The sequence below is a fragment of the Kitasatospora sp. NPDC028055 genome (assembly GCF_040637885.1).
In the GTDB taxonomy this organism is placed as follows: Bacteria; Actinomycetota; Actinomycetes; order Streptomycetales; family Streptomycetaceae; genus Kitasatospora.
Genome location: NZ_JBEZXE010000046.1, coordinates 40,913 through 62,094, shown reverse-complemented (window position 1 = coordinate 62,094; position 21,182 = coordinate 40,913). Strand labels below are relative to the sequence as shown.

At 74.8% G+C, this 21,182-nt stretch carries 19 protein-coding genes and 1 rRNA gene; 8 read left to right on the top strand and 12 right to left on the bottom strand.

Annotation, left to right across the window (positions count from 1 at the left end; all coding sequences use genetic code 11):
* Together rrf and AB0F71_RS32470 are read left to right on the top strand one after the other, a co-directional pair.
* Positions 1-76, top strand: a 5S ribosomal RNA gene (gene rrf, locus AB0F71_RS32475); the annotation flags it as partial.
* A gap of 233 nt (positions 77-309) precedes the next feature.
* Complete coding sequence (locus AB0F71_RS32470) at positions 310-2,436, top strand: phosphocholine-specific phospholipase C (RefSeq protein ID WP_360242112.1); 2,127 nt, start codon at positions 310-312, stop codon at positions 2,434-2,436.
* Between the two features lie 32 nt (positions 2,437-2,468).
* Here the strand turns inward: AB0F71_RS32470 and AB0F71_RS32465 are convergent, their stop codons facing one another.
* The 3 genes from AB0F71_RS32465 to AB0F71_RS32455 form a co-directional block, all read right to left on the bottom strand.
* Positions 2,469-3,110 carry a hypothetical protein gene (locus tag AB0F71_RS32465; RefSeq protein ID WP_360242109.1) on the bottom strand — a complete coding sequence of 214 codons (642 nt, stop codon included), beginning with the start codon at positions 3,108-3,110 and terminating at the stop codon, positions 2,469-2,471.
* A 195-nt stretch (positions 3,111-3,305) separates the two neighbouring features.
* A complete protein-coding gene (locus AB0F71_RS32460) occupies positions 3,306-3,788 on the bottom strand; it encodes a DUF6882 domain-containing protein (RefSeq protein WP_360242106.1) in 483 nt (160 codons plus the stop codon).
* Between the two features lie 293 nt (positions 3,789-4,081).
* Positions 4,082-5,074, bottom strand: coding sequence for an alpha/beta hydrolase (locus tag AB0F71_RS32455; RefSeq protein WP_360242103.1), 993 nt, complete (start codon positions 5,072-5,074; stop codon positions 4,082-4,084).
* A gap of 143 nt (positions 5,075-5,217) precedes the next feature.
* On the opposite strand from AB0F71_RS32455, the gene AB0F71_RS32450 reads away from it, so the two are divergent.
* Both AB0F71_RS32450 and AB0F71_RS32445 read left to right on the top strand, forming a co-directional pair.
* A complete protein-coding gene (locus AB0F71_RS32450; protein ID WP_360242100.1) occupies positions 5,218-5,877 on the top strand; it encodes a helix-turn-helix transcriptional regulator in 660 nt (219 codons plus the stop codon).
* A 353-nt stretch (positions 5,878-6,230) separates the two neighbouring features.
* Complete coding sequence (locus AB0F71_RS32445; RefSeq protein ID WP_360242097.1) at positions 6,231-6,827, top strand: hypothetical protein; 597 nt, start codon at positions 6,231-6,233, stop codon at positions 6,825-6,827.
* Positions 6,828-6,881: 54 nt separating this feature from the next.
* Here AB0F71_RS32445 and AB0F71_RS32440 read toward each other — a convergent pair whose 3' ends face one another.
* On the bottom strand, positions 6,882-7,895 hold the full coding sequence (locus AB0F71_RS32440) for a DUF2510 domain-containing protein (RefSeq protein WP_360242094.1): 1,014 nt from the start codon (positions 7,893-7,895) through the stop codon (positions 6,882-6,884).
* Between the two features lie 142 nt (positions 7,896-8,037).
* On the opposite strand from AB0F71_RS32440, the gene AB0F71_RS32435 reads away from it, so the two are divergent.
* A complete protein-coding gene (locus AB0F71_RS32435) occupies positions 8,038-8,778 on the top strand; it encodes a DUF2625 family protein (RefSeq protein WP_360242091.1) in 741 nt (246 codons plus the stop codon).
* A gap of 477 nt (positions 8,779-9,255) precedes the next feature.
* Entirely contained in the window at positions 9,256-10,341 is a 1,086-nt protein-coding gene (locus AB0F71_RS32430; RefSeq protein WP_360242088.1) for a peptidoglycan-binding protein, read from the top strand.
* A gap of 114 nt (positions 10,342-10,455) precedes the next feature.
* On the opposite strand, the gene AB0F71_RS32425 is transcribed toward AB0F71_RS32430, so the two are convergent.
* From AB0F71_RS32425 to AB0F71_RS32415, 3 genes are all read right to left on the bottom strand, one after another.
* Positions 10,456-11,031, bottom strand: a complete 576-nt coding sequence (locus tag AB0F71_RS32425; RefSeq protein WP_360242085.1) for a TetR/AcrR family transcriptional regulator — start codon at positions 11,029-11,031, stop codon at positions 10,456-10,458.
* A 115-nt stretch (positions 11,032-11,146) separates the two neighbouring features.
* Positions 11,147-12,550: an amidase gene (locus AB0F71_RS32420; RefSeq protein WP_360242082.1), complete on the bottom strand. Its 1,404-nt coding sequence runs from the start codon at positions 12,548-12,550 to the stop codon at positions 11,147-11,149.
* Positions 12,537-12,821 carry a hypothetical protein gene (locus AB0F71_RS32415; protein ID WP_360242079.1) on the bottom strand — a complete coding sequence of 95 codons (285 nt, stop codon included), beginning with the start codon at positions 12,819-12,821 and terminating at the stop codon, positions 12,537-12,539. Before AB0F71_RS32415 ends, AB0F71_RS32420 begins: the two co-directional genes overlap by 14 nt.
* Positions 12,822-12,950: 129 nt before the next feature.
* On the opposite strand from AB0F71_RS32415, the gene AB0F71_RS32410 reads away from it, so the two are divergent.
* Both AB0F71_RS32410 and AB0F71_RS32405 read left to right on the top strand, forming a co-directional pair.
* The gene (locus tag AB0F71_RS32410; RefSeq protein ID WP_360242077.1) at positions 12,951-14,261 is read left to right on the top strand and encodes an MFS transporter; all 1,311 of its coding nucleotides are present in this window, start codon (positions 12,951-12,953) and stop codon (positions 14,259-14,261) included.
* A 36-nt stretch (positions 14,262-14,297) separates the two neighbouring features.
* The gene (locus AB0F71_RS32405) at positions 14,298-15,200 is read left to right on the top strand and encodes an MBL fold metallo-hydrolase (protein ID WP_360242074.1); all 903 of its coding nucleotides are present in this window, start codon (positions 14,298-14,300) and stop codon (positions 15,198-15,200) included.
* A 145-nt stretch (positions 15,201-15,345) separates the two neighbouring features.
* Here the strand turns inward: AB0F71_RS32405 and AB0F71_RS32400 are convergent, their stop codons facing one another.
* Genes AB0F71_RS32400 through AB0F71_RS32380 form a run of 5 tightly spaced genes read right to left on the bottom strand, consistent with a single transcriptional unit; the run spans position 15,346 to position 21,182 of the window.
* Positions 15,346-16,605: an MFS transporter gene (locus AB0F71_RS32400; RefSeq protein WP_360242071.1), complete on the bottom strand. Its 1,260-nt coding sequence runs from the start codon at positions 16,603-16,605 to the stop codon at positions 15,346-15,348.
* Between the two features lie 46 nt (positions 16,606-16,651).
* Positions 16,652-17,437, bottom strand: coding sequence for an SDR family NAD(P)-dependent oxidoreductase (locus AB0F71_RS32395; protein ID WP_360242068.1), 786 nt, complete (start codon positions 17,435-17,437; stop codon positions 16,652-16,654).
* Positions 17,434-17,673, bottom strand: a complete 240-nt coding sequence (locus AB0F71_RS32390; RefSeq protein WP_360242065.1) for an acyl carrier protein — start codon at positions 17,671-17,673, stop codon at positions 17,434-17,436. Before AB0F71_RS32390 ends, AB0F71_RS32395 begins: the two co-directional genes overlap by 4 nt.
* 51 nt (positions 17,674-17,724) lie before the next feature.
* Entirely contained in the window at positions 17,725-18,972 is a 1,248-nt protein-coding gene (locus AB0F71_RS32385; RefSeq protein ID WP_360242062.1) for an aminotransferase class I/II-fold pyridoxal phosphate-dependent enzyme, read from the bottom strand.
* Positions 18,969-21,182: a condensation domain-containing protein gene (locus AB0F71_RS32380; RefSeq protein WP_360242059.1), complete on the bottom strand. Its 2,214-nt coding sequence runs from the start codon at positions 21,180-21,182 to the stop codon at positions 18,969-18,971. The genes AB0F71_RS32385 and AB0F71_RS32380 overlap by 4 nt, the downstream gene beginning before the upstream one ends.

Sequence of the window (21,182 nt, the reverse complement as noted above, 5' to 3'; positions counted from 1 at the left end):
GAACCCGGAAGCTAAGCCTCACAGCGCCGATGGTACTGCAGGGGGGACCCTGTGGGAGAGTAGGACGCCGCCGAACAATCATTCAGAAAAGCCCCCGCCGGGTGAACCCGGCGGGGGCTTTTCGCGTTTCCGGCCGCCCGGGGTGCGGCGGGAACTGGAGTAGGCCGCCCCGGCGGGAAGTTGACTGGACAACAGTTGGCCGAAAGCTCACGCGGCGTTCGCCGGCGGACTGTGTACGGCCCGTGTGCGCTGCCTATGTTCGAGCCTTCTCGGAACACCCATGCATGGCACGACTGGGAAGGACATCACGTGGCCTCCATCGACAGGCGCCGTTTTCTCCAGCTGGGCGGCGCGTCCGCCGCTGCCGCGGGCCTCGGGGCGTTGCCGCCCGTGGTCGGCAAGGCGCTGGCCCTGCCCGCGATCAGCCGGACCCGCTCCATCAAGGACGTCGAACACGTCGTCATCCTGATGCAGGAGAACCGTTCCTTCGACCACTACTTCGGCACCCTCCGCGGGGTGCGCGGGTTCGACGACCCGCGGCCCACGGCACTGCCCGACGGCCGGCCGAACTGGCACCAGCCCGCCGCCGCGGTCAGGACCGGCCGTTACCACGACCGCGGCCTGCCGGCCTCCGAGAAGGAGGTGCTGCCCTGGTACATCGACCCGAGGAACACCACCGAGCACCAGGCCGGGACGGACCACGGGTGGAGCAGCGGTCACCTCGCCTGGAACGAAGGGCGCCACGACCAGTGGGTGAACCAGAAGCAGGACGTCATGACGATGGGGTACCTCAAGCGTCAGGACCTCAAGTACCACTTCGCCCTCGCCGACGCGTTCACCGTCTGCGACTCGTACTTCTGCTCCGTCCACGCCGACACCGCGCCCAACCGCATCTACCTGTGGACCGGCACCAGCGACCCGCGCAACGCGTACGGCCGCAAGCCCAACGGGCCCGGCCTGGAGGAGCGCAACGGCAAGAACGGCTACACCTGGACGACGTACCCCGAGCGGCTGGAGCAGGCCGGGGTCAGCTGGAAGCTGTACCAGGGCGGCTCCGGTGAGCCGGGCACCCCGACGGACAACTACACCGACAACTCGCTGATGTTCTTCGAGCGTTACCAGGTCGCCGAGGGCGCCTCCGGTCCGCTCGTGGAGAAGGGCGCGACCGACCACACGCTCAAGGAGTTCCGGGCCGACGTCCAGAACGGCCGGCTGCCGCAGGTCTCCTGGATCGTCCCGCCGTACCTGTACAGCGAGCACCCCTCCGCCACGCCCACCGACGGCGCGTACTACATCAACCTGGTGCTGGACGCGCTCACCTCCAACCCCGAGGTCTGGGGCCGGACGGTCTTCCTCATCAACTACGACGAGAACGACGGCCTGTTCGACCACGTCGTGCCGCCGATGCCGCCGGTCGTCAGCCGGCCGGGCGGTCAGGGCATGGTCTCCACCGACCTGGAGGCGAGCCTCGGCGACGAACTGCTCGACCTCGCCAAGTACCCGGGCGAGATGAGCCCGTTGGTGCCCGGCGCCGACCGTGGCGGGCTGCAGCCGATCGGGCTGGGCCCGCGCGTGCCGCTGCTGGTCATCTCGCCCTGGTCGCGCGGCGGTTGGGTCTGCTCGGAGACCTTCGACCACACCTCGGTGCTGCGGTTCCTGGAGGCCCGCTTCGGCATCGAGGAGCCCAACATCAGCGCCTGGCGGCGGTCCGTCTGCGGTGACCTCACCTCGGCGCTCGACTTCTCCGGTGCCGACCGGGGGAAGATCTCCATACCCGTGCCCGCGCCGATCGCCTCCCAGGGCAAGCCGTACCAGGTGCCGCTGCCGCAGCGGATGCCCACCCAGGAGCCCGGCACCCGCCCGGCCCGCGCCCTCCCGTACGATCTGCGGGTCAACGAGGACGAGACCGACGACGCCACGGTGTTCCAGCTCAACCTGGACAACAAGGGCACGGTCGGCGCCTGGCTGTACGTCTACGATCGGACGGCGCCGACGGCCGCCCCGCGCCGCTACACCATCTCGGCCGGCGACAGCTTCGAGGACCACTGGCCGCTGACCGACGCCGGCTACCACCTCGTCGCCCACGGGCCGAACGGCTCGGTGCAGGAGTTCGAGGGCAGGACGGTGGGCGGCTTGGTCGCCCGCTTCGAGCCCACCGGGAACAAGGTGCGGGTGACGGTCTCCAACCACGGCGAGACGACCCGTACCGTCACCGCCGAGAACGCGTACGCCAAGGACGCCAAGGACGCCAAGGGCACCAAGCAGGGCCGTACCCTGCGGCCCGGCGACGACGCCCGGTTCACCTTCGAGCTGCGCGACGAGAACCGCTGGTACGACATCTCCGTCGCCGCCGCGGACGGCCCGGCCTTCCGGCGCCGCTGGGCCGGGCATCTGGAGAACGGCCGCCCCGGGATCAGCGACCCCGGCCCGCGCTGACGGTTTCCCCCTCTGGGTGCCGCGGCCGGCCGTCAGGGACGGCCCGGCACCCAGAGGGGTACGGGCGCGACGAGGGGCATCGCCCGGGCCGCGTCCTGCTCCAGCCAGCCGTCCACCCGGGCCGGGTCGCCCTCGCTGAGCTCCACCAGCGCGGCCGCGGCGATCCGGGCGCAGCACAGTACCACTGCCAGCGCGTCCTGGCGGCGGTGCCGCTCCCGTACGTAGGCCTCGGCCCGCTCCTCCACGCGGAGGCGGTGGGCCGGTCCGTCCTCGGCGGTCAGCGCCTGGACGCCGTGCCACACCAGGGTCAGCGCGCAGGGCTCGGCGGGGTGGGCCTGGTCCTCCCGCTCGGCCTCCTCGCGGGCCTCGGCGGACCGCTGGCCCAGCCACCCGAGCGCTGTCGCCGCGTCGTCCCCGCAGGAGCGCAGCAGCAGCTCGGCGGCCTGCTCGACGACGGCGGGCACCACCGCGGAGGCGGGCACCCGCAGTCCGGGGGCGGGTGTGTCGCCGAAGGAGAGCCAGGCGTCCGCGAACGAGGCCGCGCGCAGCCCGCCCACCCAGGCGGGCGCCCCGCCCGTCGTCCCCAGCCACTCCTCGGCCCCCAGCCGGACCAGGCCCACGGCGATCAGATCCGCCGCGTCCCCGTCCAGCCCCAGCAGTCGTCCGCTCCGCACCACGCACCCCCACCTGCGTTCGTCACCCTTCGAGCACATCCCACCACACCGGGGCGCGAACGAACTAGGCAGGGGCACGTCACGAATCGGTGCCGGTGCGGCGCGACCCCGGGGGAGGGGGCGGGGGAGGCGCGGTCGGTGGGCGAGGGTGTTCGGGGGTCGGTGACGTGCACCCGCCTGGGGCGCCGGTCGTCGTCAGCCGGTGACGGGTGCCAAGTCGTGCACCAGGAAGTGGAGTTGCACGTCGTCCGTGGACTCCGCCCACAGCCCTTCGGCGTCGAGCACGGAGGCCGCGACCATTCGGGCCTCGGCGACGAGCTCGGGGCGGGAGTCGAAGCCCGGCCACGGCAGGACGGGAAAGTCGTTCTCCTCGCCGAACCGCCGGACCCGTTCGATGTCGCCGAGGACCGCGGGCGGAAGCGACTCGTTCGCCCAGGACCACAGCCACGACTGCTGGGCGAGGCTGACGCTGCCGATCATGGTGAGACGGCCGGCGAGGAACACCTCCCCGGCGCGCGACCAGGTGATCCGCGCATCGTCCAGCGACCAGTGGTACTGCACATCACCCGACAGTCCGAAGCGTTCGACCATGCGGGCCTGCCGGGCGCGGGCACGTTCGCGGGCCGCGAGGACGACCTCCTCCCAGCCGGTGTGGTCGTGCTTCGAGCGGTCGTCCACGGTGTCTCCTCGCACAGAACTTTCGGCGAGATCCTCTCATCCGGACGGCTGCGCCGGAGCCGCGGGCCCGGGCCTGCCCGCGGTCGCGGCTCCGGGCCCGCGTCGGCCTGGTCGGCCGGGGAGGTGTCAGCGGCCTGCGGTTGACTGGTGCGATGGACGATCTCACCGACCACCGGCACCCCTTCTCCGTCTCGGAACTCCTTGACCACCGGGACTTCGAGCCGTACGAACCCCGTTCCTCCACAGAGGACTGGTGACGGCCGCAGGGCCTGCGCCCCGGCCGGGGCGTGCCGTCAGGCCGGGAGGGTGTCGAGCCATTCGGTCAGCAGGCGGTTGACCTCCGCGGGTCGCTCCTGCTGGATCCAGTGCCCGCAGCCGTCGAGGAGGTGGGCGGCGGCCAGGCCGGGCAGGGTGGTGGGGAAAGCGGCGATCGCGTCGGCCAGCCAGGTCGTGGAGGCGTCCAGCGCTCCGCCGATGAACAGGGACGGCTGCTCGATCGGCGCGCCGCGGTACGGGGCGAGGTCCGCCCAGTCGCGGTCCATGGCGCGGTAGCGGTTGAGCGCCCCGGTCATGCCGGTGCGCTCGAACTCGCCCGCGTACACGTCCAGGTCCTCCTCGGTCAGCCAGCCGGGGAGCGCGCCCCGGGGGAAGCGGTCGCGCAGCCGGCCGCCGGCGCGGGCCACGAAGTGCGGGTCCGGTTCGTCCCGGCCGGGCATGGTGTCGGCGGACAGGGCCGCGTAGAAGCCCGCGAGCCAGCCCCTGAGGTCGGACTCCATCTCCGCCTCGGCCCGGCCCGGCTCCTGGAAGTAGGAGACGTAGAACTCCTCCTTCTCGCCGCCCAGTTGCGCGAGGACCTCGCCGGGGCGGGGGCCGCCGGGCGGCGCGTAGGGGACGCTCAGCAGCGCGACGGCGCGGAAGACCCCGGGGTGCAGCAGGGCGGAGGTCGCCGCGATGCCGGCGCCCCAGTCGTGCCCGACGAGCACGGCCTGCTCCTCGCCGAGGGCACGGACCACGGCGACGTTGTCCGCCACCAGGTCGAGCATCCGGTAGGCGTCCGCCCCGGCCGGCTTGCCGGACCGGCCGTAGCCGCGTACGTCGAGCGCCGCCGCCCGGTACCCCGCCGCGGCGAGGGCCGGGAGCTGGTGGCGCCAGGAGTACCAGGACTCCGGGAAGCCGTGCAGCAGCAGCACCAGCGGCCCGGTGCCCTGCTCGACCAGGTGCAGGCGCCCGGCGGGCCCCTCGACGGTGCGGTGGCGCGGATCGGCGGACGGCACGGGGTGGTGCATCGCGACTCCTCGGTGGACAGGCGGGTGCGGTCGTCCACCGATCATGCGGCGCTGGGCCGGGTCGGTGCGAGCATCCTTGACATCCTGGCAAACTGGCAGGACAGGGCGGAGAGAGCGGTACGACCGGAGGGAGACGGGCAGCGGTGACGGACGACCGTACGGCCGACGTACTGGCGGCCATCGGCCCCCGGCTGCGGGCCGCGCGCGAGCAGCGCGGGGCCACCCTCACCGGTGTCAGCCTCGCGACCGGGATCGCGCTGAGCACGCTGTCGCGGGTCGAGACCGGCCGGCGCCGACCGACCCTGGAGGTGCTGCTGCGGCTCGCGCAGGAGTACGGCGCCTCGCTCGACCAGCTGGCCGGCACCGCCCCCGCCGCCCCCGCCGCCCCTGCCACCCTTGCCGCCGCCCTGGCCGCCCCCGCCGTCACGATCGGACCGGGCGCCGCGACACGGCGGCGGCGCCCCGGCCCCGACAAGGCGGTGCTGCCGCTGACCCGGTACGTGGGAGGCCTGCATGCCCACAAGCACGTCCTGCCCGCCACCGACGTGCCACCGACCCGGCCCCGGCAGTCCTCCCACGACGGGTACGAGTGGCTCTGCGTCCTGTACGGGCGGCTCTGGCTGGCCCTCGGCGAGCAGGACCTCGTGCTGGGCGCCGGTGACGTCGCCGAGTTCGACACCCGTACCGCCCACGGCGTCGCGAACGCCGGGGCCGACGAGCCGGTCGAGTACCTGGTCATGTTCGGCCCGCAGGGCGAGAGCCTCCGCCCCCGCACCCCGCCCCTCGGCCGTGGCACCCGGTAGCGGAGCGGCGTCCTGCGTCGGGGTGCCCCAGGGGTGACGGCTCCCGGCTCGGTAACGTTGCTTCGTGAGCCGACTGCGGTCGGGTGGGGGCGGGAAGTGAGCAGCGCGCGGGGGAGAGAGCGATGACGGCTGATCAGATCGAGGGTTCCGAGAACTGTGAGAGCTCGGAGAGCTCGGAGAGTTCGGAGAGTTCTGACGGTGCTGACGGTTCCGGCGAGGGGCGGCCCCGTCGGCCCCGCTGGTTCCGGAGGCTGGGGCGGTGGCGGCGGCTGGGGGTGGCGGCGGTCGCGGTCGGGGTGTTGGCGGGGGCGTGGCCGGCCTGGCAGGAGTGGAGGCCCGAGTCCTTTGCCGCAGTGCCCGGTTCGTCGTGCTACGGCACCCTGGACGAGCGGGCGCTGCGCGCGCTCATGGTCGACAACGAGGACGTCGAGGCGGCGCAGGGCCCGCTGCTGACGGACCACCTGGACAACTTCGGCCGACTCCTGGGCAGCTGTGGTATCAAGCAGGGCGGACACCAGCTCGTGAACGTGCTGGTGAACCAGGACAAGGGCTATCCCGAGCCCCCGGCACCGGACCTGCCCGTGCCGAAGCAGATGCCCTCGCTGCGCCTGGAGTCGGTGTCCTTCGCCCACGACTACGACAGCCACGGGAACTTCGTCGCCGAAGGCACCAGGGTCAACTTCCGCTGCTGGAGCCAGCCCCATGAGGCCGACCACTTCTCGGTCCCCTTCTTCCTGCGCGTCATCGTCCTCGGCCGGGCCGCCGGATACGGCGACGACCAGGAGCAGTTGACGCCCCACCAGCGCCGGGTGCTGGCCGACGCCGCCCTGGCACTGGCCAAGGCGCTCTCCACGGAGCTGCGGTGCGATGCCGGTGTCCGGCTTCCGGCCGAGCCGCCGGCGGACTCCTACGGCCTCCCGACGGCCGACTGGCTGTCAACGCCGCGGTGATGCCGAACCCCTGCGGGGGTGCCGGGGTGAGGGAGGGCGGCCCGCCCCGGGACGTCAGGTGGTGGCGGCGGATCCCGACTGCCGGACGCCGCTGAGGATCCGCTCCAGCGCGCCCTTGTCCGGGGAGAGCGCGTCGTCGTCCACCGAGCCCTCGAACACCACGTAACCGCCGCCCTTGGCCTGGAAGGTGGCCAGCAGGACGTAGCCCTGGGCGCCGGTGGAGGTGCGCACGTGCCAGCGGGCGACGTAACCGGGCACGCCGTCCACGCTCATGGGGGCCGAGCCGTAGTCGGTGTGCTGGGTGATGCCGGGGTAGAGCCCGCCCGCCCAGCCGGGCATCGCGGAGTCGGCGGCCTCCTTGGCCGTGGCGCCCTGGACGACCTCCTTGCTGACGGCGAACATCCCCCGGACGCAGCGGTGGCCACCGTTGCAGCTGTACTGGCCGGTGCCTTCGAACATCGACCAGTTCGGGCGGTCGGACTCGGTGGCCCAGCCGTCGAGGACCGGGACGGTGAGGGCGTGCTGCGGGTCCGGCGCGACGCCCGTGGCGGACGGCGCCGGTCGTGGCGTGGTGGGTGCCGGAGGTGCCGGGGTGGGGGTCGGGTTCGGGCTCGGCGGGGGGAGGGTGCCCTGGGAGTCGCTGAGCGTCGGGGCCGGGGTCGGGTCGGCCAGCGGGGTGTTGCCGTGGCTGAACGCGAACGCGGCGACGATCCCGGCCACGGCCAGCGTGCCCGCCACGGCGCCGACGATCACGCCCGGCCGGGCGCGGCGGCGGGCCGGCGAGGGCGGCGGGGGCGGGTACGCGGGGCCGCCCGGGCCGGGGTACCCGTAACCGGCAGCGGGGTAGCCGTAGTTGGGATCCTGCGCGGTGTGCCCGCCCGGGTAGCCGTAGCCGGGGCCGCCGAAGCCGTACCCGTGGTCGGGCTGGACGGCGGCGCCCTGAACGGCGGTGCCCTGGAGCGGCCGGACCTCGTTGGTCCAGGCGTTGCCGCCCCACCAGCGTTCGTACCCCGAGGCGTTGTCCGTACCGGGGATCGGGTACCAACCGGGGGGCGTCGAATTCGTCACGGACGTACACTACCGGCCCCGCACCGGCAAGGCCCGAGCGGGTACGCGCCGAGCGGGTACGCGCCGAGCGGGCACCGGCAGTTGCCGGCCCGATCGGCGGACGGCTGCCGGGGCCGGGCGGGTTCGGTGCGATCATCTTCGGATGCGAGAGATCGACGAGTTGACCGAGGTGGACGATCCGGCGTGGCCGGAGCTGGAGGCGGCGATCGCGGCGGCGGCCGTGCCGGTGGAGGTGCTTCCGGCCGACCGGGGCGAGGGGCACCGGTGCCTCCGGCAGTTGCAGGTCACGGCGCGGTCGGTGCTCGGTGCCCTGGTTCTGGACACGGGCGGGCTGCTGCTGGACGACGGGTGGGTGCGGGTGTTCGGTGGCGGCTCGCCGGTTGGCGGGGGCCTGCCGAGCCTGGGCCGGGTCAACGGCTTTCCGGCGGCCTTCGAGTCCGCCTGGCACCCGGCGGACGGCCTCGTCGTCGGCCACGACGTCGTGGGCGGGGTCTTCGCGCTGAACGGCCACGACCCCGCGGCGGCGGGCCGTCCGGGCGCGCCGGGGCAGATCACCTACTTCGCTCCCGACACCCTCGAATGGGAGGCCCTGGAGATCGGCCACTCGGCCTGGGTCTCCTGGCTGCTCTCGGGCGGGTCGGAGACCTTCTACGACGGTGTGCGCTGGCCCGGTTGGCGGGCCGAGGCCGCGGCCCTGACCCCGTCCCAGGGAATCGCGGTGTTCCCGTTCCTGTGGTCCGAGCAGGCCCAGGCGGACCTCGCGGCCACGACCCGACGGGCGGTGCCCATGCACGAGGTGCTCGGGGTGGCGGCCGATCTCGCCGGGCAAGCGGGGCTGGCCGATCCGGGGTTCCTCGGCGAGGTCCGAGGCGACGCCAGGTAGCCAGGTAGCCAGGCAGTCAGGCAGCCAGGCAGCCGGTAGCACCTCGCGTCTTCGTGGAGGCGCGCGACGACCGAGCCGTACTGCTGCGCGCCCTGCGTCCCGTCGTGGTGTCCCGGCGCCCGCCGAACGGGACGGTGCCGAAGGCCCGTGAGGTGAGCGACCGGGCGGGGGTCGCCGGTGCGTGCCGGATCCATGCGCGAGGTGGGGAGGACGTGCGGGACGGCTTCCCGGGATGCGCGCCGGGACGCGACGGATCCCCCGGTGGCCGAGGCCCGCGGCGGACGCTGCCGTTCCGTCCGTCGGCCCAGTTCAGCGGCCGCGACCGAAGGCCTCCGCACCCGGGCGGCGGCCCGTCCCAGCGTCCGGGCGGGTGCCGTGAGACGCGGCCGTTCGACGGATGGGACGGCACACCCCTCCCGTACGGGCGGCCGGTGAGGCAGAGTTCTGACGAATCATCATGGATTTGGAGAACCGCCTGTGAACACCCTCCTCCCCACCCGGCGCCGCTTGTCGCTGGGCCTGGCCCTGGCGTCCGTGCTGACGGGCGTCGGCGCCTTCACCGCCTCGGCGGCGTCCGCCGCGACCGTGCCGGCCCCGATACCGATCACCTCCCCGTCCTGCCCGGCCAACCTGCGCCTGGGGGAGGTCGACGGCTGCGTCACCCAGCTCCAGCTGGAGCTCAACCAGACCGGCGCCCACCTCGCCGTGGACGGGCAGTTCGGGTCGGGCACGGACACGGCGGTGCGCGACTTCCAGGCCGCCCACTCCCTGGACGTGGACGGCATCGTCGGCCGGGCCACCAAGGCGGCCATAGACACGGCCGCGTCCGCCGCCGCCGGCACGGTGGACCTGCGCACCCAGTGCGGGGACCTGCAGAAGGGCGCCACCGGCGCGTGCACCAAGACCCTGCAGTCCATGCTGAACACCTTCAACGCGGGCCGCCTCACCGTGGACGGGCAGTTCGGCCCCGCCACCGACACGGCGGTGCGCAACTTCCAGGCCGCGCACGCCCTGACCATCGACGGCATCGTCGGCACGGCCGTCAAGAACGCCCTGTACGGCAGCAAGCCCACCCCGCTGCCCAGCGGCCCGATCGACTCCACCAAGGTCCTGAACGCGGCCAAGTCCTACCTGGGCGTCCCGTACGTGTGGGGCGGCGGCCACTCGCTGCGCGGCGAGGGCCCCGGCCCGTCGCTCGGCACCTGTGACGGCTACACCGGCTCGATCCAGCCCTGCCCGGCGGACACCACCGTCGGCATGGACTGCTCGGGCCTGGTCCGCGCGGCCTTCTGGTTCGGCGCGGGCATCGACCTCGCCAACGGTGGCGACACCAGCGAGCAGACCCTGGACAAGCACCTCACCCCGATCACGGAGGCCCAGCGCCGCCCGGGCGACGTCGAGTACTTCGGCAGCGCCGCGCACAACACCGTGCACGTGGTGCTCTACGCCGGAACCGACCCGGCCACGGGTGCGGACATGATGTACGAGGCGAAGGAGACGGGCACCAACGTGCACTACGTCGGCCTGCGCACCGGCGGGTACTGGTACCGGGTGACCGCCTGACGCTCCGACCGACAGACGGTCTGACTGGCTGACGGCCTGACGGGCCGGTCCGAACGGACGTACGCGCGGGTGACGGTTGCCGTCACCCGCGCGTCGCGCTACCGGCCGACCCGGTCAGGGGCGGTCCGCCTCGGGGGTGCCGAGGAGGTCGGTCACCAGGCGGTGGGCGTAGGCGGCGTCGAGGCCGGACGGGCGGAAGAGGATGCGGTACATCATCGGGGCGACGACCCGGTCCATGGTCGTTTCGACGTCGGGGGCGGGTTCGCCGCGGTCGGTCGCGCGGGTGAGGATGGCGTCGATCTGTCCGGCCGCGTAGGCGGAGCACTGGCCGGCGTTGCTGCCGTCGGGGTCGCCGAGCAGGGCGTCGCGGGTGTAGGCGCGGCCCGAGGCGGAGGCCATCTCGTCGAGGAACTGTTCGGCCCAGGCGGTGAGGTCGGAGCGCAGGTCGCCGTGGTCGGCCGGTTCGCCGTCGGGGCGCAGCCGTTCCACGGCGACGTCCGAGAGCAGTTCGGCCAGGTCGCCCCAGCGGCGGTAGATCGTGGAGGGGGTGACGTCGGCGCGTTGGGCGACCAGGGGGACGGTGAGCGCGTCGCGGCCCACCTCCGCCAGGAGTTCCCGGACGGCGGAGTGCACCGCGGCCTGGACCCGGGCGCTGCGTCCGCCGGGGCGCACCATCTGCTTGCGACTCATGGCACCACTTTAAAGCACAGTTCTTGCGTTTAGCGGGGGATCACCGCGGCGGGCGGGAAGGCGGGCGGGCGGTCGGGCCTGGGGACGGGGCCGGCCGCGTCCCCAGGCGCCGGGCTCAGGCGACCGGCGCGAGCGCCCGGTCCGGCTGCGTCCGCTCGTAGGCGTGGCCCACCCGCAGCAGCGTCCGCTCGCCGAGGGGGTGTCCGAGCAGCTGCATCCCGATGGGCAGACCCGCCGTGTCGTGGCCGACCGGGACGGAGAGGGCGGGCACCCCGGTGATGTTCGCCGGGGCGGAGAGGCGGACGTAGGCGTCGGAGACGCCCTCGACCGTGCCGTCCGGCCAGGTGACGGTCGCCTGGCCGACCCGGGCCGCGGTCATCGGGACGGTCGGGGCGGCGATCACGTCGACCTCCTCCAGGACGCGGGCCCACTCCTCGCGCATCAGGGTCCGGGCGCGTTGGGCACGCAGGTAGTCGCCGGCGCCGATCAGCTCGCCGGCCTCCAGCAGGATCCGCACGTCCGCCCCGTACAGCTCGGGGACGGTGCGCAGGGTGCGCTCGTGGTAGGCGGTGGCCTCCGGCACCATCAGGCCCCACTGGGTGGCCTGGAGGTAGCGGGTCAGCGGGATGTCGACCTCGACGAGCCGGGCGCCGAGCTCCTCCAGGTGGCCGACGGCCCGGTGGACGGCGGCCGACACCTCCGCGTCGACGTGGTCGAAGTAGTGGTTGTTCGGCACGCCGACGCGCACGCCCGTCAGGTCCGCGGCCCCGGCCCGGTCCCGCTGCGGGCGGAGGTCGACGGCGGGGGAGTCCAGCGAGGCGGGGTCGCGCGGGTCGTGCCCGGCGAGGGCGGTCAGGACGAGGGCGGCGTCCTCGACGGTGCGGGTGATCGGCCCGACGTGGTCGAGGGACCAGGACAGCGAGGTGACGCCGTGGCGGGGCACCAGGCCGTACGTGGGCTTGAGGCCGACCACGCCGTTGAGCGCGGCGGGCACCCGGATCGAGCCGCCGGTGTCGGTGCCGAGTGCGAAGGTCGCCGCCCCGGCGGCCACCGCGACGGCGGAGCCGCCGCTGGAGCCGCCGGCGACCCGGGAGCCGTCCCAGGCGTTGCCGGTCTGCGGGGTGGTCAGGCCGTAGGCGAACTCGTGGGTGTGGGTCTTGCCGACCAGGACGGCGCCGGCGGCCCGCAGCCGGGCGGCGACCGTGCTGTCGGCGGTCGCGCGGTGGTCGGCCCGGACCCGGGAGCTGGCCGTGGTGGGCAGGCCGGCGACGTCGATCAGGTCCTTGAGGCCGACCGGGACGCCGTGCAGCGGCCCCCGGTGGTGGCCCCCGGCGATCTCCCGCTCGGCCTCGCGCGCCGCGGCGCGGGCCTGCTCCGCGGTGACGGTGACGTAGGCCCCGACCTGCGGTTCCACCCGGTCGATGCGGTCGAGGACGGAGTCGACCAGTTCGACGGGGGACAGCCGCCGTTCCCGGATCTGCTCGGCGGCGTCGGCGAGGGTCAGCTCATACGGCTGCATCGTTCTGCTCCACTTCCTGGGTGTTCGCGTTCCGGGTGCCCGCGTTCCGGGGGCCTGGGTGCTCCCGCGTCCTGCCCGCGTTCTCCTGTGTCGCGCGGTAGGCGCTGGCGGGCGGGGTGTCCCCGAGGTCCAGTTCGCGCAGGACGGCGACGACGGAGCGGATGTGGTCGGCGGTGGCCGCGACCTCGGCGTGGCGGTCGTCGGGCAGCGGGAGTCCGGCCAGGGCGGCCCAGCGGGCGGCCTCGGGCGGGGTGAGTGCGGGGGAGGACACGGCGGATCCCTCTTCCGATCGGGCGGGAACGGCGAAGCGCCCCGCTAAAAGCTAACGGCTTGCGTTAGTGCGACTGTAGGTTCTATCGTCACTTAACGCAAACACATTGCTTTTACGGGAGGGAGTCCCATGCCCGGCCCTCTGTCCGGTCCCGCGTCCGGCGCCATGTCCGGCGCCATGTCCGGTGTCACGTCCGGCACTTCGGCGCACTGCCCGCTCCGGGCCGGTCGCGCCCACCGGAGGAACCGCGCGGCAACCTTCGCCCTCGACGCGTCGGTCCTGGTGGCCCTCCTGGCCGCGTCCAGCGCCCCGACACCGCTGTACCCCCTCTACCAGGACCGCTGGGGCCTCTCCGCGCTCGCCGTCACGGTGGTGTTCGCCGCGTACTCGTTGGCCCTGCTGTCGGCCCTGCTCACCACCGGCGTGCTCTCCGACCACCTGGGACGGCGCCCCGTACTGGCCGGTGCACTCCTCGCGGAGGCCGCCTCGATGCTGCTCCTGGCCTCGGCGGACGGAGCCGGCCCCCTGACCGCGGCCCGCCTCCTGCAAGGGGCGGCGACCGGCGTGGCCACCAGTGCCGCCGGTGCGGCCCTCCTCGACCTGACGGACCCCCGGCGCCCCGGACGCTCCGCCCTGACCAACACCATCGCCCCCGTCGCCGGCATGGCCGCCGGCGTCCTCGGCTCCACCCTCCTCGTCCGCTTCGCCCCGGCCCCCACCGTCACGGTCTACGTGCTGCTGGCCGCGCTCTTCGCGGCCCAGGCGATCGCCGTCGCCTTCACCGCCGAGACGGCCCGCCGCCACCCGGGCGCGCTGCGGTCGCTGCGTCCGCGACTCGCCCTCCCGCTCGCCGCGCGCCGCACCCTGCTGACCACCGGCACCGCCGTCGTCGCCGTCTGGGCACTGGGCGGCTTCTACTCCTCCCTCGGCCCGGCCCTGGTGCGCCTGGTCGCCCCCGGGGCCCCGCAGGCGGCCCGCGGCCTGGTCTTCTTCACCCTCAGCGCCACCGCGACCCTCACCGTGTGGGCCCTGCGCCACGCCGACCCCCGCGCCACCGTCACCGTCGGCTGCCTGGCCGTCCTGCCGGCCGCGCCCCTCACCCTGGCCGGACTGCACGGCGTCGGAGCCCCCGCCGTCTACGGCGGTGCGGCCCTGGCCGGCCTGGCCTTCGGCGCCGTCTCGCAAGGGACCCTGCGCCTGCTCCTCGCCCCGCTCGCCGAACGGGACCGCGCCGCGACCCTCGCCGCCTACTACGTCCTCAGCTACCTCTCCATGAGCCTGCCCGCCATCGCCGCGGGCGCCGCCACCCGGCAGTACGGGCTCGGGGCCACCTCCCACGCCTACGCCGCCGTCGCCGCCCTGCTCGCCGTGGCGGCCCTCGCGGCCCTCGCCGTGTCACGGCGCCTGGGCCGGCCGGCTGCGACCAGCTCCGACCGCTGAATCACGTCCACCGCACAGCAAAGGAATCGACCGACCATGCAGACCCCCTCCGCCGCCACCACCGCCCCCTCCTGGACCGTCGGGGACCTCACCGTCCACCGCATCGACGAGGTCCCGCTGCCGCCGGCGACCGGGCCGTGGCTGCTGCCCGACGCCACCCCCGAGGTGGTGGCCGGCCACGACTGGCTGCACCCCGACTTCGCCGGCCGGGACGGCGTCCTCCACCTCGACAGCCACAGCTTCGCGTTCGTCGTGGACGGGCTGCGGGTGCTGGTCGACACCGGCATCGGCAACGGCAAGCAGCGGGCCAACCCGGCCTGGCACGACCTGCGCACCGACTACCTGGAGCGCCTCACCGCGGCCGGGTTCGCACCGGAGAGCGTCGACCTGGTGGTCCTCACCCACCTGCACGCCGACCACGTCGGCTGGAACACCCGCTGGGAGGACGGCGCGTGGGTGCCCACCTTCCCCGCCGCCCGCTACCTCACCGCCCGCGCCGAACGGGAGTTCTGGGCCGGTTACGACATGGACGAGGCCCGCGCGCAGATGTTCCGCGACTCGGTCCTCCCGGTCGAACGGGCCGGACTGCTCGACCTGGTCGACGTCCCGGCCGAGGGCGTGCAGATCGTCCCGGGCCTGCGGCTGATCCCCACCCCCGGCCACACCCCCGGGCACATCGCCGTCGAACTGGCCGACCGGGGTGAGACCGCGCTGATCACCGGCGACTGCGTGCACCACCCGGTGCAGCTCGCCCACCCCGCCATCGGCGCCTGCGTCGACATCGAGCCCCGGCGCTCCGAGGCCACCCGCCGTGCGCTGCTCGCCTCCCTGGCCGGCACCGACACCCTGCTGCTGGGCACCCACTTCGCCCCGCCCACCGCCGGCCGGGTCGTCGCCCACGGCGACGCCTACCGGCTCCGGCCCGTCCCCGCGACCTGACCGGCGGCTTTGGCCCGGCGGTCGGGGCGGTGGTGCGCGGCGGGGTGTCGGGTGCGGGGTGTCGGGTGCGGGGTACGGGGTGCTGGTCGGGCCGGCCGTGCCGGTCCGGACGGCCCGCCCGACCCGCACCCGCCGGGTGACACGGTCAGTGCAGGGAACGGACCGCCGGGCTGGTGGCGACCAGGGCGGCGCAGGTCAGGACGGCGCCGCCGGAGGCCAGGAAGAGCGTGGCCGTGCCGTACGGGAGCAGGGCACCGGCCAGCACGTACGAGAACGGGTCGAACGCCACCGTGGCCAGGACGACGAGGCTGAGCACCCGGCCCAGCAGGTGCTCGGGCACCCGCTCCTGGAGGGTGGCCACGACGACCACGCCGAGGAAGCCGGAGCCGAGGCCGATGAGCGAGGCGACGGCCGTCGCGGCGAGGACCTGGGTGACGGCGGCGAGGCCGACCATGCCGGCGCCGATCGCGGCGACGCCGCCGACCACGGTCCGGCCGCGCCGGGACGGCGGCCGCCAGCCGGCCGCCAGTGAACCGGCCAGCGAGCCGGCGCCGAAGCCGGAGAGCACGATGCCCAGGGCGCCCGCGCCGCCGAGGCGTTGGTCGGCGAGCACGGCGGCGCCGACCAGGACGGGGCCCACGACCGCGAGGTTGATCAGGGCGATGGCCGCGAGCATGCCCCGGACCACGGGCTCGCGCCAGGCGTACCCCAGCCCGGCGGTGAGGGCGCGCAGGCTGCCGGGCTGCTCGTCGGCGGTGCCGGTGCCGTCCGGTGCGGCTTCCGCTCCGGGGCCGCTGGCCCGCTGGACCACCCGGACGAGGGTGCTGAACGCGGCGGCGGCCAGGGCGGCCATCGCCGTGATCCCGCCGAGCGTGGCGGGGAACCCGGCCGCGGCGATGCAGCCGGCGGCCACCGCCGGGCCGACCAGGTCGCCCCCCGACTCCGCGCCCTGCACCAGCCCGTTGACCCGGGAGAGCTGCTCGGTCGGCACGACGGCGGGCAGCAGTGCCAGCGCCGCCGGGAAGTACGCGGCGTCGGCGGCGCCGAGCAGGCCGCCGAGCAGCGCGACGGTGGTCAGTGACGGCGGGGCGAAGGTGACCAGGGCGCCGAGGGTGAGCAGCACGGCGACCCGGAGCCAGGCCGCGGCAGCCACCACCCGGTCGGGGCCGAGGCGGTCGACCAGGACTCCGGCGGGCGGCAGCAGCACCGCCCGGGGCAGTGCCACGGCCACCAGGACGAACCCGGTGGCGAGGCCGGGCTCCGCCAGGTCGAGCACGAAGAGGGTGAGCCACACGATGAACAGCGCGTCGGTCACGGCCGCCAGGCCCTGGCCGACGACCAGGCGCCGCAGGTGCGACCGGCCGAGCCGGCCGCCGGGCCCGCCGAGCGGCACCGTGGACACCATGGACAGCTCCGTTCGCGGTGGTCGGTGGTCGGTGGTCGGCGCGGGGTCAGGCGATGTGGGTGCCCCCGTCGACGGTGAGGGTGGTGCCGGTGATGTAGGACGCCGCGTCGGAGACCAGGAAGACCAGCGCCGCGGCGAGCTCCTCCGGCCGTCCGAGGCGGCCCGTGAGCACCCGTGGCAGCACCGTCTCCAGGTAGCCCTCGGCGTAGCCGTCGGTCATCGGGGAGGGGAAGAGGCCCGGGGCGAGGGCGTTCACCCGGATGCCCCGGCCGGGGGTCCACTGCTGGGCGAGGTCGCGGGTGAGCCCGAGCAGCCCGGCCTTGGACGCCGAGTAGGCGGCCTGCGGCAGCCCGCCGGTGACCAGGGCCAGGATGCTGGAGACGTTGACGACGGCACTGCCGGGCCGCATCACCGCGCCGGCGGCCTGGGCCATCCAGTAGGCGCCGTTGAGGTTGGTGTCGATGACCTCGCGGAACTGCTCCGGCGTCTCCTCCTCCGCCGGGTGTTCGCTGCTGATCCCGGCGTTGTTGACGAGGACGTCCAGCCGCCCGAAGGCGCGAACCGCGGCGTCGACCAGTGCGCGGCAGTCGGCCGGCTCGGTGACGTCGGTCCGTACCGCGAGGGCCCGGCGGCCGAGTTGCTCGACGGTCGCGCGCACGGCCTCCAGCCGCTCGGTGCGCCGGGCGGCGAGCACGAGGTCGGCGCCGGCCTCGGCCAGCGCGGTCGCGAAGGCCACGCCCAGGCCGGAGGAGGCGCCGGTGACCACGGCGACGCGGCCGTCCAGCCGGAAGCGGTCGAGGACGGTCCCGGCGGGCGTCCCGGGGGCGGTCACCGGTGTCCGGCGACGTAGTCCACCGCGTCGCCGACGGTCCGCAGCTCCCTGACCCGGTCGTCGGGGATCTTCACCTCGAACCTGTCCTCCACCGCCACGGCGATCTCCATCATGGCCAGGGAGTCGACGTCGAGGTCGTCGGCGAAGGAGGTCTCGGGGCTCACGTCGGCGGAGTCGACGCCGAGGACCTCCTCGACGATCGCGGCGATGGCGGTGAGGATGTCGTCGTTGCTCATCACGGGTTCCTCCCTGAGGGGCGGGGTGGGCGGGCCGAGCCGGTGTGGTCCTCAGACCCCGAGGCGCCGGCGGTAGTCGACGAGGGTGCGCAGGAAGCCGTCCAACTGCTGCTCGGTGTGGCCCGCGTGCGGGAACAGGCGCAGCAGCGCCCGGTTGCGCGCGACCGCCGGGTAGGAGAAGACCGGCACGAGGTAGCCGTCCTCGACGAACCACTCCCGCATCTGCAGGGCGGCCGCGTCGTTCCCGATCGGCACCGAGAGCATGTACGACTCGGTCGGCGTCGTCGCCGTACCGGCCTCGTGCATCTGCCGGCGCAGGCGGGCGGCGTGGGCCAGGTAGTCGTCGACGATCCGGGGATCGCCGGCCAGGGCGGCGATCGTGCGGTCGGCCGCGTGGGCGGTCGGCGGCTGGATGGCGGCCGTGAACATCGAGGTGCCGGAGAGGAGTTCGAAGGCGTCGACGGCCGCCGCCGGACCGGCGATCGCGCCGCCCTCCAGGCCCACGGCCTTCGACAGCGACACCATCACGAAGTCGGCCCGCTCCCGGATCGCGGCCGCCTCCCGGGCGTACGGGCGGTGCTCCGGCCCGTAGACCATGAAGCCGTTGGCGTCGTCGATCATGCTGACGGCGCCGTGCCGGTCGCACTCGTCGAGGATCTCCACGATCGGCCCCATCGTGCCGTCGGCCGAGTAGATGCTCTCGGCGATCACCACGGTCTTGCGGGACCTGACCCGGCCCAGGACGCGGGCCAGGTCGGCGACGTCGTTGTGCCGGAAGGCGTGGACGTGGCGGCCGTAGGCCAGCCCCTGGAGGCCCTTCCAGATGCTCCAGTGGACGTCCCGGTCGACGACGAAGACGGTGTCGTGGTTGCGGACCTCGATCCCGTCGTCGAAGTGCGCGGAACTGCTCATGGCGTGGACGAAGCCGATGTTGGCCAGCAGTCCGGTGGCGAAGCTGATGGCGCGTTCCTTGCCGGTGTGCCGGGCGATCGTCTCCTCCAGCACCTGGTGCGGGCGGCAGATCCCCTGGGTCATCCGGGAGCCGCTGGTGCTCAGCCCGTTGGCGAGCGCCCCCTCGGCGAAGTGGCGCCGCACCGGGAGGTGGCGCTCCAGGTCGAGGAAGCTGATGCTGGCGAAGTTCACCAGCTCGCGGCCGTTGCGGACGATGGTCGGCCCGACCGGGCCGTCCACCACGGGCGGGCGGTACGCCGTGTCGTGGGTGTTGGCCTCGACGAAGGCGGCGAAGGCCCACGGGGCCAGGCGGTCCACGGGCGGTGCGGTGCTGCGGGGCGCGGTCATGGTGAGGTCCCTCCTGCACGGTGGGCGTGGGGCGGCAGGGGCGGTGGCGCTACGGGCGGTGCGGCGGGTGGACCGGGCGGCGGGGGCGGTGCTGCGGGCGGTGCGGCGGGTGGACCGGGCGGCGGGGGCGGTGCTGCGGGCGGTGCTGCGGGTGGTACGGGCGGTACGGGCTCCAGGGCGGCGGCGAGGTGGCCGAGCGAAGCCGTTCCGGCCAGCTCGTCCGAGGCGATCCCGGTGAAGCCGGACCGGCGGAGCAGCGCCAGCAGTCGGGGGACGGCGACCAGGGTGACGCCGTGGTCGGCCAGGCAGCGGTTCAGGTCCACGGCATCCGGGCCGTCAGGTCCGCCAGGCGCGGCGGCGGTCACGACGGCGGCGGCCAGCGCCCGTTCGGCGGCCGTGACGGGCGGGCGGCGCGGGACCCGCAGCGCTTCGGTGCGGGTCGTGGTGGTGGCGCCGGCCCCGGCCTGGGACAGCACGTAGCGGCCCGGGGCCAGCAGGCCGGGCACCTCGTCGAGGTGGTCCAGCACGTGGCGGTGCAGGTCCTCCGGGGTGACCCCGGGGGCGGTGCGGGCGCGGGCGACGAGGTGCGGCTCCTCGTCCGCCCCCGTCACCTCCCAACCGGGTGCCACCGTCACGTCGAGGACCCCAAGACAGTCGCGCAGCACCGCCGCGACCGCGGCCGGGCGCACCCAGCCCTGCGGGGCGCGCCACCACCCGGGGGCGGCCGGTGCGGTCGGGCGCGCCGGGACGGGGCACTCGGCGCCGTCGGCCGCCGCGCGCAGCAGGGCGCACAGCCGGACGGGCAGGGCCGCGGCCTGCCCGGCGTCGAGCAGCTGGTCCCCGACGGTGACGTCGAGGGTGACGGCCCCCGCGTCGAGGGCGAGGTCGACGTAGAGGGTGTCGCAGGGTTCGTCGGGTGTGCTGCGGAGCCGGCCGGAGTACCCGTCCGGCGGAGCGCCCGGCGCCGGGACCGGGCCCGCGGGGTCGAGGGACCCGGGGTCGGGATACCCGGGAACGAGATACCCGGGGACGAGGTAACCGCGCGGCCAGGAGTAGCAGTTGTACTCGATGGTGGGCACGGTCCTGACCCCGCGCCGCCGGTCCGTCCGCGCCTGGGCGGCGACCAGTTCGGCGGGCCGCCAGTGACCGTACCGGTAGGCCGTCGCGGAGGCGGCGGCGACCGAGGCGACCACCTCGCCGAACGCCGCGCCCGGACGGAGGTCGATCTGCACCGGGACGGTCAGGGCTCGGACCCCGATGCTGCTCCGCAGGGCGGCCCGGGCCCGGTTGGAGACCACCACCGAGGCGAGGAAGCGGAGTTCGCCGGTGCGGGCGGCGACGTCGTGGGCCAGCGCGGCGAGCAGGACGACCTCGGGGCTGGCCAGGTGGCGCCGGGCGAGTCGGTGCAGGTGGTGGTACGCGTCCACCGAGCGGTACTGGAGGCGGTGGCGCCCGGTGCCGTCCGCGGATCCGCCGAACGGGGCCAGCACCCCGGTGGGGTTGTCCGCGAGACGCGTCAGCCACTCCCGCTCCGCCGCGCGGGCGCGCTCCGGCGCCTGGGTGGCGACCGCGTCGAGCGGGTCCGCGGACGTCCCCAACGGGGCTTCCGCGCCGAGCAGTTGGCCGTGCAGCTGGTCGAGCAGCACGGCCAGCCCCCAGCCGTCGATCAGCACGTGGTGGGCGGCGATCAGCACCGCCCGGGGCTTCCCTGCCGTCAGCAGCACCCTGGCGAGCCAGGGCGGGTTCCGCTCGGGGTCGATCGGGCGTGCGGCCAGTGCCGCGGTGGCGGCCTCCAGGGTGGCGGTGTCGACCACCGGGACCTCCAGGTGGTCGACCGGCAGCGGCGCCCAGTCCGCGCGGTGCACGTGCTGGACCGGGCACAGCGGATCGACGGTGGTGCGCAGCGCCTCGTGCCGGGCGGTCAGGGCGGCGAGCGCCGCATGGACGTCGGCGAGGGAGGCCGACGGCGGGACGTGGCAGTGGTCGGCGAGCGGCGTCGGGTTCACCCGGCGTGCCGGGGGCACGGTGCGCTCGAACCAGTGCCACTGCTGGACCCAGGTCAGCGGCCCGCTCCGGGTGACGGTGTCGGTCGGGCTGCCGGTCGGGCTGCCGGTCGGGCCCGTCGCGGCGGTCGGGCTGGTCGGGCTGGTCGGGCTGGTCGGGCCGGTCGTGGCGGCGGGGCTCGGCGGCGGCTCCGGGCGGCGGTTCAC